The 14,815-nt window shown below is 69.4% G+C and carries 14 protein-coding genes; 3 read left to right on the top strand and 11 right to left on the bottom strand.

From position 1 onward, the window contains the following. Positions 1-8: 8 nt before the first annotated feature. Positions 9-1,115, bottom strand: coding sequence for a YeiH family protein (locus DOO78_RS20640; protein ID WP_456309801.1), 1,107 nt, complete (start codon positions 1,113-1,115; stop codon positions 9-11). 308 nt (positions 1,116-1,423) lie between these two features. Here DOO78_RS20640 and DOO78_RS27140 point away from each other — a divergent pair, with 308 nt between their 5' ends. Further along, positions 1,424-1,804, top strand: coding sequence for a hypothetical protein (locus DOO78_RS27140; RefSeq protein WP_128080103.1), 381 nt, complete (start codon positions 1,424-1,426; stop codon positions 1,802-1,804). Here DOO78_RS27140 and DOO78_RS20635 read toward each other — a convergent pair. The 10 genes from DOO78_RS20635 to mbfA all read right to left on the bottom strand — a co-directional run bounded on the left by DOO78_RS20635 (position 1,780) and on the right by mbfA (position 12,916). Continuing rightward, entirely contained in the window at positions 1,780-2,736 is a 957-nt protein-coding gene (locus DOO78_RS20635; RefSeq protein WP_111471772.1) for a zinc metalloprotease HtpX, read from the bottom strand. The genes DOO78_RS27140 and DOO78_RS20635 overlap by 25 nt on opposite strands. Positions 2,737-3,156: 420 nt before the next feature. Next, positions 3,157-3,648: an Hsp20/alpha crystallin family protein gene (locus tag DOO78_RS20630; protein WP_111471771.1), complete on the bottom strand. Its 492-nt coding sequence runs from the start codon at positions 3,646-3,648 to the stop codon at positions 3,157-3,159. Positions 3,649-3,668: 20 nt separating this feature from the next. Next, positions 3,669-4,064, bottom strand: a complete 396-nt coding sequence (locus DOO78_RS20625; RefSeq protein WP_111471770.1) for an Hsp20/alpha crystallin family protein — start codon at positions 4,062-4,064, stop codon at positions 3,669-3,671. 15 nt (positions 4,065-4,079) lie between these two features. Further along, on the bottom strand, positions 4,080-4,493 hold the full coding sequence (locus tag DOO78_RS20620) for an Hsp20/alpha crystallin family protein (RefSeq protein ID WP_243634683.1): 414 nt from the start codon (positions 4,491-4,493) through the stop codon (positions 4,080-4,082). Between the two features lie 333 nt (positions 4,494-4,826). Beyond that, the gene (locus tag DOO78_RS20615; RefSeq protein WP_207802990.1) at positions 4,827-5,300 is read right to left on the bottom strand and encodes an NADH dehydrogenase ubiquinone Fe-S protein 4; all 474 of its coding nucleotides are present in this window, start codon (positions 5,298-5,300) and stop codon (positions 4,827-4,829) included. Between the two features lie 116 nt (positions 5,301-5,416). Next, positions 5,417-8,236: an ATP-dependent Clp protease ATP-binding subunit gene (locus tag DOO78_RS20610; protein WP_111471767.1), complete on the bottom strand. Its 2,820-nt coding sequence runs from the start codon at positions 8,234-8,236 to the stop codon at positions 5,417-5,419. After that, positions 8,236-10,101 (bottom strand): ATP-dependent zinc metalloprotease FtsH, encoded by a 1,866-nt coding sequence (gene ftsH / locus DOO78_RS20605; protein WP_111471766.1) that lies wholly within the window; start codon positions 10,099-10,101, stop codon positions 8,236-8,238. Before ftsH ends, DOO78_RS20610 begins: the two co-directional genes overlap by 1 nt. A 77-nt stretch (positions 10,102-10,178) precedes the next feature. Then, positions 10,179-10,682, bottom strand: coding sequence for a phosphate-starvation-inducible PsiE family protein (locus DOO78_RS20600; protein ID WP_111471765.1), 504 nt, complete (start codon positions 10,680-10,682; stop codon positions 10,179-10,181). Next, positions 10,679-11,803, bottom strand: a complete 1,125-nt coding sequence (locus DOO78_RS20595) for a S1C family serine protease (protein ID WP_243634681.1) — start codon at positions 11,801-11,803, stop codon at positions 10,679-10,681. Before DOO78_RS20595 ends, DOO78_RS20600 begins: the two co-directional genes overlap by 4 nt. Before the next feature lie 126 nt (positions 11,804-11,929). After that, positions 11,930-12,916 (bottom strand): iron exporter MbfA, encoded by a 987-nt coding sequence (mbfA, locus tag DOO78_RS20590; RefSeq protein WP_111471763.1) that lies wholly within the window; start codon positions 12,914-12,916, stop codon positions 11,930-11,932. A gap of 280 nt (positions 12,917-13,196) precedes the next feature. Here mbfA and DOO78_RS20585 point away from each other — a divergent pair, with 280 nt between their 5' ends. Further along, positions 13,197-13,949, top strand: a complete 753-nt coding sequence (locus tag DOO78_RS20585; RefSeq protein WP_111471762.1) for a rhomboid family intramembrane serine protease — start codon at positions 13,197-13,199, stop codon at positions 13,947-13,949. Then, a complete protein-coding gene (locus DOO78_RS20580; RefSeq protein WP_243634686.1) occupies positions 13,949-14,770 on the top strand; it encodes an SDH family Clp fold serine proteinase in 822 nt (273 codons plus the stop codon). Before DOO78_RS20585 ends, DOO78_RS20580 begins: the two co-directional genes overlap by 1 nt. Positions 14,771-14,815 lie beyond the last annotated feature (45 nt).

Genomic DNA, 14,815 nt, shown 5'->3' with positions numbered 1-14,815 from the left:
AGCGTGGTCTAGGCCACGCCGAGAAGGCGGATCAGGCCCAGGCTGATCGTCCCGAGCGCGACCAGCGACAGCACCGCCGCCGCCGTGACCGAACCGCCCGCTCGGGCCACTGCCCGCATGTCCACGCCGAGGCCGAGGGCGGCCATCGAGACCACCGTCAGCGCGGTGGCAGCGGCCGCCAGCGAGGGCATCAGCGCGTCGGGGATGAGCCCCAGCGAGCGCAGCGCGACCATGCCAAGGAAGCCGAGAATGAACCAGGGCACCAGCCGGTGCAGCGGCGCTCGGCCGGGCTTGGGACGGTCGCCGGCCGTGACGCGCGGGGTGGGCGCGTCCGTCTCCTGCCGCAGCTGAGGCAGCAGCAGCGACAGGGCGAGGATGACCGGTCCGAGCATCAGGACGCGCACCAGCTTCACCAGCGTGCCCACCTGCACGGCGATCGCCGCGACCGGTGCGGTGGCCGCCAGCACCTGCGGCACGGCATAGACGGTCAGCCCCGCCAGCACGCCGTACTGGTGGCCTGTCAGGTCCAGCAGCGGCGCGAGCAGCGGCAGCCCGAGCACGGCCCACACGCCGAGCACCGCGGTAAAGGCGATGGAAGCCGCCACGTCGTCGCCGTCCGCGCCGATCACGGGCGCCACGGCGGCGATCGCCGAATTGCCGCAGATCGAGTTGCCGCAGGCCACCAGCAGCGCCATCCGGACGGACAAGCCGAGCAGGCGGCCGATGCCGTAGCTGGCGAGGATGGCGACCGCGACGACGCCGGCGATACCGAGCAGCATCAGGGGCCCGATCGCAAGCACCGTCGCGGCGCTGAGGCTGGCGCCGAGCAGCACCACGGCCAGCTCGAGCAGCGTCTTGGCGGCGAAATCGATGCCTGGCCTCCAGCGCGCCCCGGGCGCCCAGGCGGTACGGATCGCGGTGCCGATCAGGATCGCCAGCACCAGCGGCTCCAGCCAGGCACGGCCGAACAGGGCTGCCTCGGCATGGTCCAGGGCCAGCGCGGCGAGCGTGACCGCGGCGCAGAGGCCCAGGCCCGGAAGGGCGCGCATCGGGCAGGACGAAGGAGCCGCCGAGGCGACGGCAGGCTCGACGGGAGGCCGGGTCTTGGTCTTCACGGGCGCGATCCTTCTTCTTGCCCGGAAGGTGGCGGGACCGATCGATCGGCTCCAACGCAGTCTTGCGCTTAGATCAATCGCTTCTATGGATGAATTGGCCCGGTTCCAGAAACGCGCACGGCCATACGCGCCTTCAGCGACGAGGGGAGTGCGGGGCTCACCCCCGATGAGAGGTCCGCGATGGACCGCGCGCCTCTCAACCTGTCGAGGACAGTCGAAGCCGCCTTGCGTGACACCTGACGCTGCGCAGTCGCCGGACGAGGACGATCGCCAGGCTCTCCCGCGCGAAGTCGTCGATCATCGTCCACATGCAGAATTACCATCTGCCATGGGTGACGATCTTCAACGTGGCCGGGGATGAGGCAAAATGCGCCGCTCGCCGCTTCTTTGGTCGGGTGATGGAGATGCTGAAGCCCGCCCGGCGGGCTGCGCCAAAGACCTCCTGGTTGGCAGAAGCAGCCGACCCGCAAGGTCCGGAGCGTCTCCCCAATTGCGGAGAGCCAGCCCAGTATGGTTTTACTATCGAACCATCAAGGGCAAAGCCGAGGAGCGTAGAAAATCCGCGGCTCGGTGCAGCGCCAGTATTCTGGAGGATGTTCAGGGGAGGGACCGACTGGAGCAGCGGTGGGAACCGGGAACTGAAATTCTCTGGGCTGCACCTTCTTCAAAACCAGAAGCCCGATCGATGAAAGCGAGGTGCCCGCGGGCGAGGCACTTCGAGCCCAAACTCCCTGTGAGGCGGGATGGCGAGATCCCCACCCCGCGGACCCAGCAGTGATCGCAGCTTCCTGATCCGCTCCTCCGTTGGCGGGTGCGTGCGCAGGAGTGACGGTTCGGGGATCCGGCGCCCCGGCAGGAACATCTCCTCCCAGATACGCCCGACCCGACGCTCAAGCTTGGCCAGAGCCGAGGCGAGGCCCTCGGGGTCGCCCGTCAGCCGCACCGCCCCGAGATCGGCATCGAACTCGCGCCTTCGCGAGAGCGCGAGCTGCAGCAGGGCCATCACGGTCGGCGAGAAAGCAAGGGCCAGCGGCGCGATCCAGGGAAGCGTCACCGCTCCCGCGACAATCAGGGGCAGGTTCGCGAAAAGCAGGATCTGTCCGAGCCAGCTCGCCAGCGAAACCGCCCGCGACATGGTGTCCGCGAGGCCCATGAGCCACAGGTCACGGTGCGCGATATGCGCGATTTCATGCGCAAGAACGCCCGCCATCTCGCGTGGGGACAGGAGACGAAAGAGACCGTCCGAAACGCAGACGACACTATCCTCCGGATTTCCCATCGCGAACGCATTCGGCAGCTGGCTCGGGACGTACCAGAGTTCCGGGCAACGCGGCAGTCCGGCGCGTGCGGACAGGGTCTCGAGCAGCGCGAACCCCTCGGGCCAGTCGCGTGCGCCGAGTTGCCGCGCGCGGTAGCCGCGCAGCAGAAGCTCGCGCGACAGCGCGGGCGCGAACAGGAGCCCTCCGGTCATCACCGCAACGATGACGAGGGTTGTCTCGGGTCCCGCGATCATGCCGACGACGAGCCAGGCGATCGCAGCCATGCCGCCGAGCAGCAGGACCGTCTGTGCGAGGTTGTTCAGCCGGTGGGCCAGCGTGGGGGCGATGACGAATTGGAGCATATCGCGATCAGAATCTTCCGGGCGGAACGCCGAGCATGTTCAGCACGACGCGCGCCAGAACCTGGCCTGCAAACGTGATGCCTGACGCCCACCTTCACGTCCGCCCCGCGTCCAGCCATCGCCCCGCGCGATGACATTGGGCGCCCCCCTGCGCCGGTGCCGCCGATCTTGCAGATCGCGATCCGCGGATCGGCCGGCAGCCCATCGAGCGCGCCCCAGGTCAGTGCTTCGTGGGAGCCGCCGCCCTGGGGGGGCGAGATCCACCGATCTCACGGGCACGCCGTCGGCAATGCCGGACATCGGTGCCCCGCGGTCCGGCAGCCTGCATCGAGGCCGGGCACGGCCGTGACCGGACCCATTGGTCCCGAGGCGGAGCGGAGAGCGGGGCATGTGCCTTGCCATGCCCCGCCGCGGTGCATCTCAGCCCGCCTTCACCTCGATCCGCTTGACCTTGGCCTGCGCCTCGGGCGTCTGCGGCAGGCGGATGGTCAGCACGCCGTTCTTGAAGCTCGCCTCGGCCTTGCTGCCATCCACCCCGGGCGGCAGCGGCACGGCGCGGTAGATCGAGCCGTAGCTGCGCTCGGAGAGGTAGTAGCCCTTCTTCTCCTCCTGCCGCTCGATGCGCTTCTCGCCCTTGACCGTCAGCATGTCGTCGGCGACCGCCACCTCGATGTCCTTCATCTCCATCCCCGGCAGTTCGATGGAGATCTCCACCGCATTGTCGGTCTGCACCACGTCCGACTTCGCCTCGCTCTGGCCCCAGGGCCAGTCGAGCTTGCCGAAGCGGTTCCAAAAGTTCTCGAACACCTGGTTCATCTCCCTCTGCAGTGAGGCGATGGCGTTCGGTTCGGCGGCCTTGGCCTCGGGCGCATCGCCCTTACGAGCCCAGGGGATAAGGTCCTTGATCTGCATGTCGGTTCCTCCTTCTTGGTTCAGGCGGCCTTGACGCGGATCGTGCGGGGCTGGGCCTCAGCCGCACGCGGCAGGCTGAGCGTCAGCACGCCGTTTCGCATCACGGCCTCGATCCGCTCAGCGTCGAAATCCTCGGACAGAGCGAAGGCGCGCTCGTAATCGCCCGGCTCGTATTCGAGGTGCGCGGGGCGCAGGTTCTCGGGCTGCGGGTTGCGGCCGCGACCGCGCACGGTCAGCACCCGCTTCTCGAGCGTGACTTCCACATCCTCGGGCGCGACGCCCGGCATTTCCAGCACCAGCATCGGGCCGTCGCGCGTCTCGACCACGTCGGTCAGGGGGCGCCAGACTGGAACGCCGCGGGTCGTCTCGGGCGCGGCCGGGGTCTGGGCAGGGGTGGCGGTCAGTTCGGTGCTCATGGGGCGATCCTCCTTTCAGCCAGCCTTGATCTCGATGCGCCGCGGGCGATCGGCCTCGGGGCGACGGACGGCGATGCGCAGCACGCCGTCGGCGAAGCGCGCCTCGACCAGGTCGGAATCGACGCGAAAGGGCAGGCGGATGGCGCGGGAGAAGCGCCCGAAGGCACGCTCGCGGCGCTGCCAGGACGCGCCCTCCGGCAGGTCGGGCGCGCGGCGCTCCCCGGCGATGGTCAGGACGTCATCCTTGACGGAGATGTCGATATCCTGCGGCTCGACGCCCGGCACTTCTGCGATGATCGCTGCCGCCTCGTCGTTCTGCCACACATTGACGGCCGGAAAGACCGGCGCCGCCGTGCTGAAGGAGGCACGGTTCAGCGCCTCGCTGACGCGCCGCAGCAGCGCGAAGGGATCAGCGGGGTAGAGTGTCATTGGATTGAGCATGACTTCCTCCTTTCGCGGCCCTCGCGGCCCGCCGTGACGGAAGCCATGCCATGGGGCGCGTGGCGTGCCCCTGAAGCCGACGGCACCAGTCTGCTCCCCGCTTCGCGGCGGAACCCTGGTGGCCTGCCGTGATGGCCAGACCCGTCAACCTGCGAACCCCGATTGGGCGTTCCGACGACGATCAAGGTCGCCCACGACCGAGATTCAAGACGCGCATTATGCGTCGCGCGTCGGGCAGCCATACCGCCGGCGCGAGCCACCGGCGGGGCAGCCGAATTGTCCTGCTGCGCACCGAAACCGCCCGACGGCACCGCGACCGCCTCACGCGATCCTCACCCCGGTCCAGGCGGGAGGATCGCTTGCCGGAAAGGACTCTAGACTGGCCTCCTCGACCGGATCCTGTCTCGGCTCATCCTCGGCATGGGCAGCAAGGAGCCAAGGCCGAACGCGGCTGATCGCGTCGCTCATGTCGCTCCGCAGCTGCTCCGCGTAGCTTCTGTAGCGCACGCGACGCGGGGGTGGCTCCGCGACCTCGTAGCGCCATCCGTGCCGCTCGGCGAAGGCTTCCGCGCTCTGCCTGTCCGGGAACTCAAGTCGCACGAGCGCGAGCGGATCCGTGCTGCCGATCCATCCGGTGAGCGGGTCGATCGGCGGCGGCGACGATGGCACGAACTCCAGGACCCAGCGCTGCCGTCCTGGCGCGGATTGCGTGACGGAACGACCCGGCTGATGGATGCGCACGAGCGGGAGCCGCCATCGGCCGGCCGATGAAGCGCCGCCCGGCAGGAGCGGCACCGATTCTTCCCGGCCGGTCCCGCTCCCCGCTCCGGTAGCTGGCCCCACTGCCTCGCCCCAAGTCGGAAGAGAGGCCGGAAGGACTGAAGGTGGGCGTGAGGCCATGGCGGCAGCGTCTAGTCCGCCGCTTCGGGCGCGCCCTCCACCGCGGGCTTGGGCGGCGCCGTTCCGGGCCGCGGCTCGAGGACTACCTGCTCCGCGGCCGCATCCCAGCGCAGCGTCACGGTGTCGCCCTTGGCGACCTCGCCGCCCAGCATGGCGCGCGCAAGGCGGGTTTCGACCAGGCTGCGGATCTGCCGCTTGAGCTCGCGCGCGCCGTATTCGGGCCGGTAGCCCTCGGCGGCCAGCATCGCCGTGAGGCTTTCGTCGAACTCCAGCGTCACACCCTGGGTCGCCGCGGTGCGCTTCACCCGGTCGAGCTGCAGCAGCACGATCTGCCGGATCTCCTCCTTCGAGAGCGCATGGAAGACGATGATCTCGTCGATGCGATTGAGGAACTCGGGGCGGAAATGGCCGCGCAGCACCTCCATCAGCTCGGCCTTCAGCTTCTCGGGCTGCTCGGCCACCGTGCCGCGCAGGTGCAACCGCTTCTGGATGCGATCCGAGCCCAGGTTCGAGGTGGCGATGATGATCGTGTTGGTGAAATCCACCACCCGCCCCTTGCCGTCCGTGAGGCGCCCATCGTCGAAGACCTGCAGCAGCACGTTGTAGACGTCGGCGTGCGCCTTCTCGATCTCGTCGAGCAGGATGACGGAGTAGGGCTTGCGCCGCACCTTCTCGGTGAGCTGGCCGCCCTCGTCATAGCCGACATAGCCCGGCGGCGCGCCCACCAGGCGAGCGACCGCATGGCGCTCCATGTACTCCGACATGTCGATGCGCAGCAGTGCGCCCTCGTCGCCATAGACCACCTCGGCCAGCGCCTTCGCGAGCTCGGTCTTTCCCACCCCCGTGGGCCCGAGGAAGAGGAAGGTCGCGACCGGCTTCGAGCCCTCGCGCAGCCCGGCACGCGCCAGCCGCACCGCGTCCGAGACCGCCTTGATCGCCTGCTCCTGGCCGATCACCCGCTCGTGCAGGCGCTCCTCCATCTTCAGCAGCTTCTCTCGTTCGGCCTCCGTCAGCTCGCTGACCGGGATGCCGGTGAGCTTGGAGACGATCTGCGCGACATGGCTCGCCTGCACCTCGGCCGAGCCGGTGGCGCGCTCCTTCTCCCAGGCCTCCGTCAGCTCCTTGAGGCGCGCCTCCTTCGCCGCGATCTGCTTGCCGAGGTCGGCGGCCTTCTCGAACTGCTTGCGCGAGGCGGCATAGTCCTGCTCGCGCTTGATCTGGTGCAGTTCCGCCTCGATCTCCTGTACTTCGACCGGCCGCGCAGTGGCCGAGAGCTTCACTCGCGCCGCCGCCTGGTCGATCAGGTCGATCGCCTTGTCGGGCAGGAAGCGGCCCTGGATGAAGCGGTCGGAGAGCTCGGCGGCGGCCAGGATCGCCTCGTCGGTGATCGTCACCTTGTGGTGCGCCTCGAAGGTGTCTCGCAGGCCGCGCAGGATCATGATCGCCTGCGCGACGGTCGGCTCCGCCACCATCACCGGCTGGAAGCGCCGCTCCAGCGCGGCGTCCTTCTCGATGTGCTTCTGGTACTCGTTGAGCGTGGTGGCGCCGATCAGGTTCAGCTCGCCGCGCGCGAGCATCGGCTTGAACACATTGGCGATGTCGAGCCCGCCCTCGCCGCCGCCCTGGCCGGCGCCGACGATGGTGTGGATCTCGTCGATGAAGAGGATCATCTCGCCCTGGTGCTCGGTCACCTCCTTGAGGATCTTCTGCACCCGTTCCTCGAACTCGCCGCGGTACTTCGAGCCAGCGACCATCGAGTTGATGTTGAGCTCCACCAGCCGCTTGCCGCGCAGCGCCTCGGGCACTTCGTCGTCCACGATGCGCTGCGCGAGGCCCTCGACGATCGCGGTCTTGCCGACGCCCGGCTCGCCGATCAGCACCGGGTTATTCTTCTTGCGCCGGGCGAGGATCTCGATCGTCGTCTCGATCTCCTGCGCGCGGCCGATCACCGGGTCGAGCTTGCCGTCGCGCGCCATCTTCGTGAGGTCGCGCGAATATTTGTCGAGTTCGGGCGTGTTAGTCGGTGCTTCGGCGCGGCCCTCCTCTGCCCCCTGCTTGCCGACCACACGCGCCACCTGCTGGCGCAGGGCCTGCGGCGTGAGGCCCAGCTTGCGCAGGATGTTGGCCGCCAGGCCCTCGCCCTCCTCGGCGAGGCCGATCAGCAGATGCTCCGGCCCGACATAGGAGTGGCCCATGTCGGTCGAGGCGGTGAAGGCGCGGCTGAGTGCATCCTTGACGCGTGGCGCGACGCCGATCTCGCCCTCATGCGGCTTTTCGCCGCGCTTGGCCTCCTGCTCGATCTGCGTGCGCAGCTGGTCGGCCGAGATCTTGAACTGGCCGAGGACCGTCTTGACGACTTCCGAGCCGAGCAGCGCCAGCAGCAGGTGTTCCGTGTCCACCTCCGGCCTGCCCCGTTCGGCCGCATGGCGGGCCGCCTCCTGCAACAGCCGTTCGGCCTGGTCGCTGATGCGCGCGGCAAGGCCGCCGCCCGGCCGGCGTGCCGAACCGCGCCGCTGGCTGCGACGCGGCGAATCCGAGGCGGCGGCGTCGCCAAAGGTGGCATCCACAACCTCCTCATCCTCCTCTGCGGCGGGCAGGTCGCGCCCGAGGCCACCGATCAGGCTGCCGAAGGGGCGGTCGCCGAAGAACTCCTCGAACAGGCTGCCATGGCTGCCGAACAGGGCCTCAAGAGGCGAGGCGGTCCGCCCCTGGCGGCGGAGCGTGTCGCGGTAGTGCTCGTCGCAGAGCTCAAGATCCTGCCGCCGCCCATTCACCGAAGCGCGGACGCGCACCGTCGCCGCCCGCCCACAGACATCGCATTTGCCGTTCATCAGCGTTGCTCCTCCGCATGATCCACGGTGGCGGTGGATCTGGTGATGCCCTGTTGCCCGGCCGCCGCCGCTTGCCGCAGCGCCGGGAAGTCATCCGGGGTGATGGTCTCGCGCGCCAGCAGCTGCCGCGTGCCGGCATCAAGATCGGCGCGGCGTTCGGCGAGCAGCGCCCTGGCCCGCGCATAGGCCTCGTCGATCAGCCCGCGCACCGCGACATCCACCTCGCGCGCCGTGGCCTCGGAATAGTCGCGCGGCGTGAGGCCCGGCACGCCATCGCCGAGGAAGCTCTGCCGCTCGGCCTCCAGCACCGCCTGGCCGAGCGAGGGATGCATGCCGAAGCGGGTGACGATCTGGCGCGCGATGTCGGTCACGCGCGCGAGGTCGTCCGCCGCGCCGGTCGAGATCTCGCCAAGCACGAGGTCCTCCGCCGCGCGGCCGGCCAGCAGCACGACCATGCGGTTCTCGAGGTCGCGCCGGGTGATGAGGAATCGGTCCTCGGTGGGCCGCGTCATGGTGTAGCCGAGCGCGCCGATCGAGCGCGGGATGATCGAGACCTTGTGCACCGGATCGGCGCCGGGCAGGGAGGCGGCGGCGAGCGCATGGCCCATCTCGTGGATCGCGATCGCCTCGCGCTCCTTCTGATTCAGCACGCGCCCCTTGCGTTCGAGGCCGGCGACGATGCGCTCGACGGCCGCGGAGATGTCGGCCATGGTGACGGCCTCCGCGCCGCGGCGGGTCGCCTGAATCGCCGCCTCGTTCACGAGATTGGCGAGTTCGGCGCCCGAGAAGCCCGGCGTCAGCGCGGCGATCTGCTCGATGTCCAGCCCTGCGTGCTTCACCTTCTTGAGGTGCACGCGCAGGATGGCCGCGCGGCCGGACTTGTCCGGGCGGTCCACCACCACCTGGCGGTCGAAGCGTCCGGCACGCAAGAGCGCGGGGTCGAGGATCTCGGGCCGGTTGGTGGCGGCGAGCAGCACGATGCCCTCGCGCGGGTCGAAGCCGTCGAGTTCGGTCAGCAGCTGGTTGAGCGTCTGCTCCTTCTCGTCATGGCCGCCGCCGAAGGCGCCGGCGCCGCGCCGCCGGCCGAGCGCGTCCAGTTCGTCGATGAAGATGATGCAGGGGGCGGCCTTGCGCGCCTGCTCGAAGAGGTCGCGCACGCGCGCGGCGCCGACGCCGACGAACATCTCGACGAACTCGGAGCCGGAGATGGAGAAGAAGGGCACCCCCGCCTCGCCGGCCACGGCGCGCGCGACCAGGGTCTTGCCGGTCCCCGGCGGGCCGACCAGCAGGATGCCCTTCGGGATGCGCGCGCCGAGCCGGCCGTACTTCTCGGGCTGCTTCAGGAAATCGACGATCTCGCGCAGCTCGGCCTTGGCCTCGTCGATGCCGGCGACGTCGTCGAAGGTGACGCCGGTGTCCTTCTCGACATAGACCTTCGCCTTGGAGCGGCCGACCGACATCAGCCCGCCGAAGCCCTGCTTCTCGGCGATGCGGCGGAAGACGAACATCCACAGGCCGAAGAAGACGACCGCCGGCACCACCCAGGAAAGCAGGTTCGTCAGGAAGGTGTTGGTGATGGTGCCGTCGTAGCGCGCGCTCGACTGCTCGAGCCGGCGGGTGAGGTCCTCCGGCACGATGGTGGTCAGGAAATGCGTCCGCCCGTCGATCGGCTCGCGGTAGCGGCCGACGATGCTCTCGGGGCGCACCTGCACCTCGGCGATGCGGTCCTGCTGCAGCAGTTCGAGGAAGCGCGAATAGGGGATGCGCTCGGTGACCGATGCGCCCTGCCACCAGCCCTGGAAGAGCAGGAGCAGCAGGAAGGCCCCGATCCAGTACCAGATGTTGATCTGCTGCTGCTTGTTCACTTACGGCTCCGGCCGCTGGCGCGGAGCGGAGTAAAGCGCGAACAGCCCTCCGGCCGCAAGGGAAGGAAGCGGGCGGATCAGGGCGGCCTCGTCTCGGTGCTTTCGAGGGCCGCGGCCTCCGCCTCGCGCCGGTCCTGGTCGCGCACCAGCCAATAGACGATGCCGAGCGCCAGTATCGCCGCACCGAGCGCGAGCAGCTTCATCGCCTCGGTCTGGCTGAGATCGAGGATGATGAACTTCCGCACCACCGCGAGCATGGCGATCATCACCACCGCGCGCACCTGGACGATGCCGAAGCGCCGTTCCACGACGACCAGGAGGGATCGCTTGAATTCGAGGGCGATGACGACCGTGAAGATCGCGCCGAACACGGTCTGGAACACCACCGGCTCCGTGGGATCGAAGATGCCCACCAGAAACAGCGAGGTGGCGACGAGCTTGAGCAGGTTCCACAGCGCGGCCAGGACGATCAGCGCGATCAGGATCGTCAGCACAAAGACGACGACCTGCTCGAACTTCTCGTAGAAGGTCAGGGACCGCCAGAGCACGGAGTTGCTACGCGGTGATTTCGCTTCGCTCATCGGCCCGCATCCAATGTGACAGTGATCGTGAGGCGCGTGCCGTCGCGCAGGATCGTCAGCGTAATCGTATCGCCCGGCGCTTGCCGGTCGAGCGCGGCGAGCAGTTCCGCCACGCGGCGCAGCGGGCGCCCCTCTACCGCGAGGATGACATCGCCCGCCTGGAAGCCGCCGTCGCGCATGAGACGGGCCGGGCGGATCCCGGCGCGCTCCGCGGCCGAGCCCGGATCGACCTCGAGCGCGAAGACACCCTCGATGCCAAGGCGCGCCGACAGCGCGGCATTGAGCTGTTCCTCGGCCCGGACGCCGAGGGAGGGGCGGATGTAGCGCCCCTGCGCGATCAGCCGCGGCACCACGCGGTTCACCGTGTCCACCGGCACCGCGAAGCCGATCCCGGCCGAGGCGCCGGAGGGGCTGTAGATCGCGGTGTTCACGCCGATCAGCCGGCCGGCGGAATCGAGCAGCGGCCCGCCCGAATTGCCCGGGTTGATCGCGGCGTCGGTCTGGATCAGCCGCTCGATCACCGCGCCGGTCTCGCTCGGCAGCTCGCGGTTCAGCGCGGAGATGATGCCGGTGGTCAGGGTCCAGTCCAGGCCGAAGGGATTGCCGATGGCGAAGACCTTCTGGCCGACGCGCAGGTCATGGCTGGTGCCGATCGGCAAGGGCTCGGGCCGGCCGGTGCCGACGCCGATTCGCAGCACCGCGAGGTCATGGGCCGGGCTCGTGCCCACCAGCACGGCGTCGTAGGCGCGGCCATCGGCCAGGCGGACCATCGCGCCGGACGCGCCGGCGACGACATGATCATTGGTGACGACATGGCCGAGCCGGTCCCACAGGAAGCCCGAACCGGTCCCCCGCGGCACCTGCAGCGCGTTGCGCGTCCAGGGGTTGAGCACGCGCTCGGTGGTGGCGATGAACACCACCGATCCCCGCGCCTGCTCGAAGAGCGCGATGGTGGAGCGTTCGTCCTCCGCTAGGTCGCCGCGCGGCGTGACGACGCGCGGCTCCGCCCGGCCGGCGAGGAGTTCGGCCTGCAGCAGCGGGAAGCTCTGCCAGGCGGCGATGAGGACCAGCGCCGCCAGCATCAGCAGCATGGTCCGGAACATGAATCGCGCGTTGTCCAACGCAGCACTCTCCTGCCAGCCGAGTTCCCGGGATGCAGGGTGCCGCTGCCGCCCGATGATGCGAAGCCCCGTTCTTCGGCCGCGCCCTTTCGCTGGAGCGGCCGGGCGGGGCCGGGCATCTGCCCATCAACCGCTGCCGATCAGGATGCCGGCGGCGAGCACCAGGCTGCCGCCGAGGACCACCTGGAACACCGCCCGCCGGATCGGCGTTTCCATGTAGCGGTTCTGGATCCAGGCGATCGCCCACAGCTCGATGAAGACCACCGCGATGGCGATCGTGGTCGCCGTCCAGAAATGCGGGATGAGGTAGGGCAGCGCGTGCCCCAGGCCGCCAAGCGCGGTCATCACCCCCGAGGCGAGGCCCCGCTTCCAGGGCGCGCCGCGGCCGGAGAGCCTGCCATCGTCATGTGCGGCCTCGGTGAAGCCCATCGAGATGCCCGCCCCCACCGAAGCCGAAAGCCCGACCAGGAAGGTGGTCCAGGGATCCTGGGTGGCGAAGGCGGTGGCGAAGATGGGCGCGAGGGTCGAAACCGAGCCGTCCATCAGCCCGGCCAGCCCCGGCTGCACCCATGTCAGCACGAATTGCCGGCGGGCGGCGAGGCTTTCCTCGCTCGCCGCCCCGCTCCGCGCGAGCTCGGCCGCCATCGCCTCGACGTCGCTCTCGTGCCGCGCCTCCTCGGCCGCGAGGTCGCCGAGCAGCCGGCGGGTCTCGGCATCCGTCGTGCGCTCGGCGGCGGCGCGGTAGAAGGCCTCGGCCTCCCGCTCCATGGCCATCGCCTCGGCGCGAATGCGGTCGAGGCCGAGATTCTCGACCAGCCACACAGGCCGGCGGGCGTAGAAGTCCGCGACATGCTCGCGACGGATGGGCAGGATGAGGTCGCCGTAGCGGGCGCGGTAGAGGTCGATCAGCCGGCGCCGGTGCTCGTCCTCCTCGGCGGCCATGGCATCGAAGATGCGGGCGGTCGCGGGATAGGAGTCGCGCAGCCGCTTGGCATAGAGCGCGTAGATGCGCGCGTCCTCCTCCTCGGAGGCGATGGCGAGGGCCAGGATCTCCTGCGCCGAGAGGCTGGCGAAGCGGCGGCGGCCGAAGCTCGGCAGGGGAAGAAGGCGCATGCGGCTCTGGGGGAGGCTTGGGGGCAGGACCGTTCGGACGATACCCGCCTCGGCCAGCTTCCGCCACCGGGCCGGCCGACCTCGGCAAAGCCGTGCGTGTCGGAGCGACGGCGCAAGGTGATGCGGACCGGCGCTTGGGGGAGCGGCTGCAGCGCCAGCCGGGGCATTCCGCTGAGGCTCCGCTGATGCCATGATCGCGATGCGCGCCACCCGCCCAAGGCCTCCAAGCGGCGCGCGGAGGTGAGGCGGCGGGCGGCTTCTCCTTGTGCGGGATCCTTCGATGCTGCCCCTGCAGGATACAGTTGCGTCCCGCTTCCCGCCCTTCGTCGTGTGGTGCCTGATCGGAGCCTGCGTCCTCGGGTTCCTCCATCAGACGTCGCTGCCGCCGCGCGAGCTGGAGGCCTTTCTCTATCGCCACGCCCTGGTGCCGGCGCGCTTCTCCGGCGCCTTGCCCGCGGCGTCGCCAGGGGGGTGGAGCGCATTCCTGACCAACATGTTCCTGCACGGTGGCTGGCTCCATCTCATCCTGAACATGTGGACGCTTTGGATATTCGGGCCCGCCGTGGAGGACCGGCTGGGCGCGGTACGGTTCCTGGCCTTCTACCTGGTCTGCGGCATCGCGGCCGGCCTCGCGCATGTGCTGGCCAATCCGGCCTCGACCGTGCCCGCCCTCGGCGCCTCGGGCGCGATCGCCGGCGTGATCGGGTGCTATGCGCGGCTGTTTCCGGCGGCACGGCTCGTGATGGTGGTGCCGATCCTGTTCATTCCGTTCTTCTTCGAGGTGCGGGCGATCGGCTTCGCGCTGATCTGGTTCCTCATGCAGATCGTGCCGGGGCTTCTGACGCTGGGCCAGGAGGGGGATTCCGGCGGAACCGCCTGGTGGGCGCATATCGGCGGCTTCCTGGCCGGATGGCTCCTCGCCCCCTTCGTCCGGCGGGCGCGGCGCGTGTATCGGCCCTACTATCGCGACGAGGGGATGTACGGGTTCCTGCCGGATGGCCGGCGCAGTGGAGGAGGCGGACCGTGGGGGTGATGGATCTTCTCTGGCTGTTCTTCATGCTGTCGGCCCTGCAGCCCGTGCTGCAGCGGCGCTACCTGGATGCCATGCGGGCGCGCAAGATCGCACAGATCGAGAGGGCCCGCGGCAGCCGCGTCATCCTGCTGGTCCACAGGCAGGAGACGATGAGCCTGCTCGGCTTCCCGCTCCTGCGCTACATCGACGTCAATGACAGCGAGGAGGTGTTGCGCGCGATCCAGCTCACGGATGACGAGGTGCCGCTCGACATCGTGCTGCACACGCCAGGCGGCCTGGTGCTGGCAGCCACGCAGATCGCGCGGGCGATCCAGGGGCACAAGGGGAAGGTGACGGTCTTCGTGCCGCATTACGCCATGTCAGGCGGCACGCTCATCGCACTGGCTGCCGACCAGATCGTCATGTGCCGCCATTCCGTGCTCGGCCCGATCGATCCGCAGCTTGACGGCATGCCGGCCGCCTCGATCATCAAGGTCGCCGAGGAAAAGCCGCTCGCCGAGGTGGACGACCGGACGCTGGTGCTGGCCGATGTCGGCCGCAAGGCGATCGCGCAGGTCGAGGCGGCCGCGACCCGGCTTCTCGCCGAGAAGATGGAGGAGGAGGCGGCCCGGAGGCTGGCCGCCCGCCTCGCGACCGGCACCTGGACGCATGACTATCCGATCGCGGCTGAGGAGGCGCGGGAGATGGGCCTGCCCGTCGCTGTGGAGATGCCGCCGGAAGTGCTCGAACTGATGACGTTGTATCCACAACCTGTGCGGCGGCAGGGCGGCGGCGTCGAGTATCTTCCGCAGCCACGCCAGCGTGAGGCACGGGGAGGGTGATGACGGACAACCGCTTGGGCGGATTCGTCGTGATGGTCACGGCGC

Source organism: Roseicella frigidaeris (assembly GCF_003258945.1).
Taxonomy (GTDB): Bacteria; Pseudomonadota; Alphaproteobacteria; order Acetobacterales; family Acetobacteraceae; genus Paracraurococcus; species Paracraurococcus frigidaeris.
This window is presented reverse-complemented; position numbering and strand designations above follow the sequence as displayed.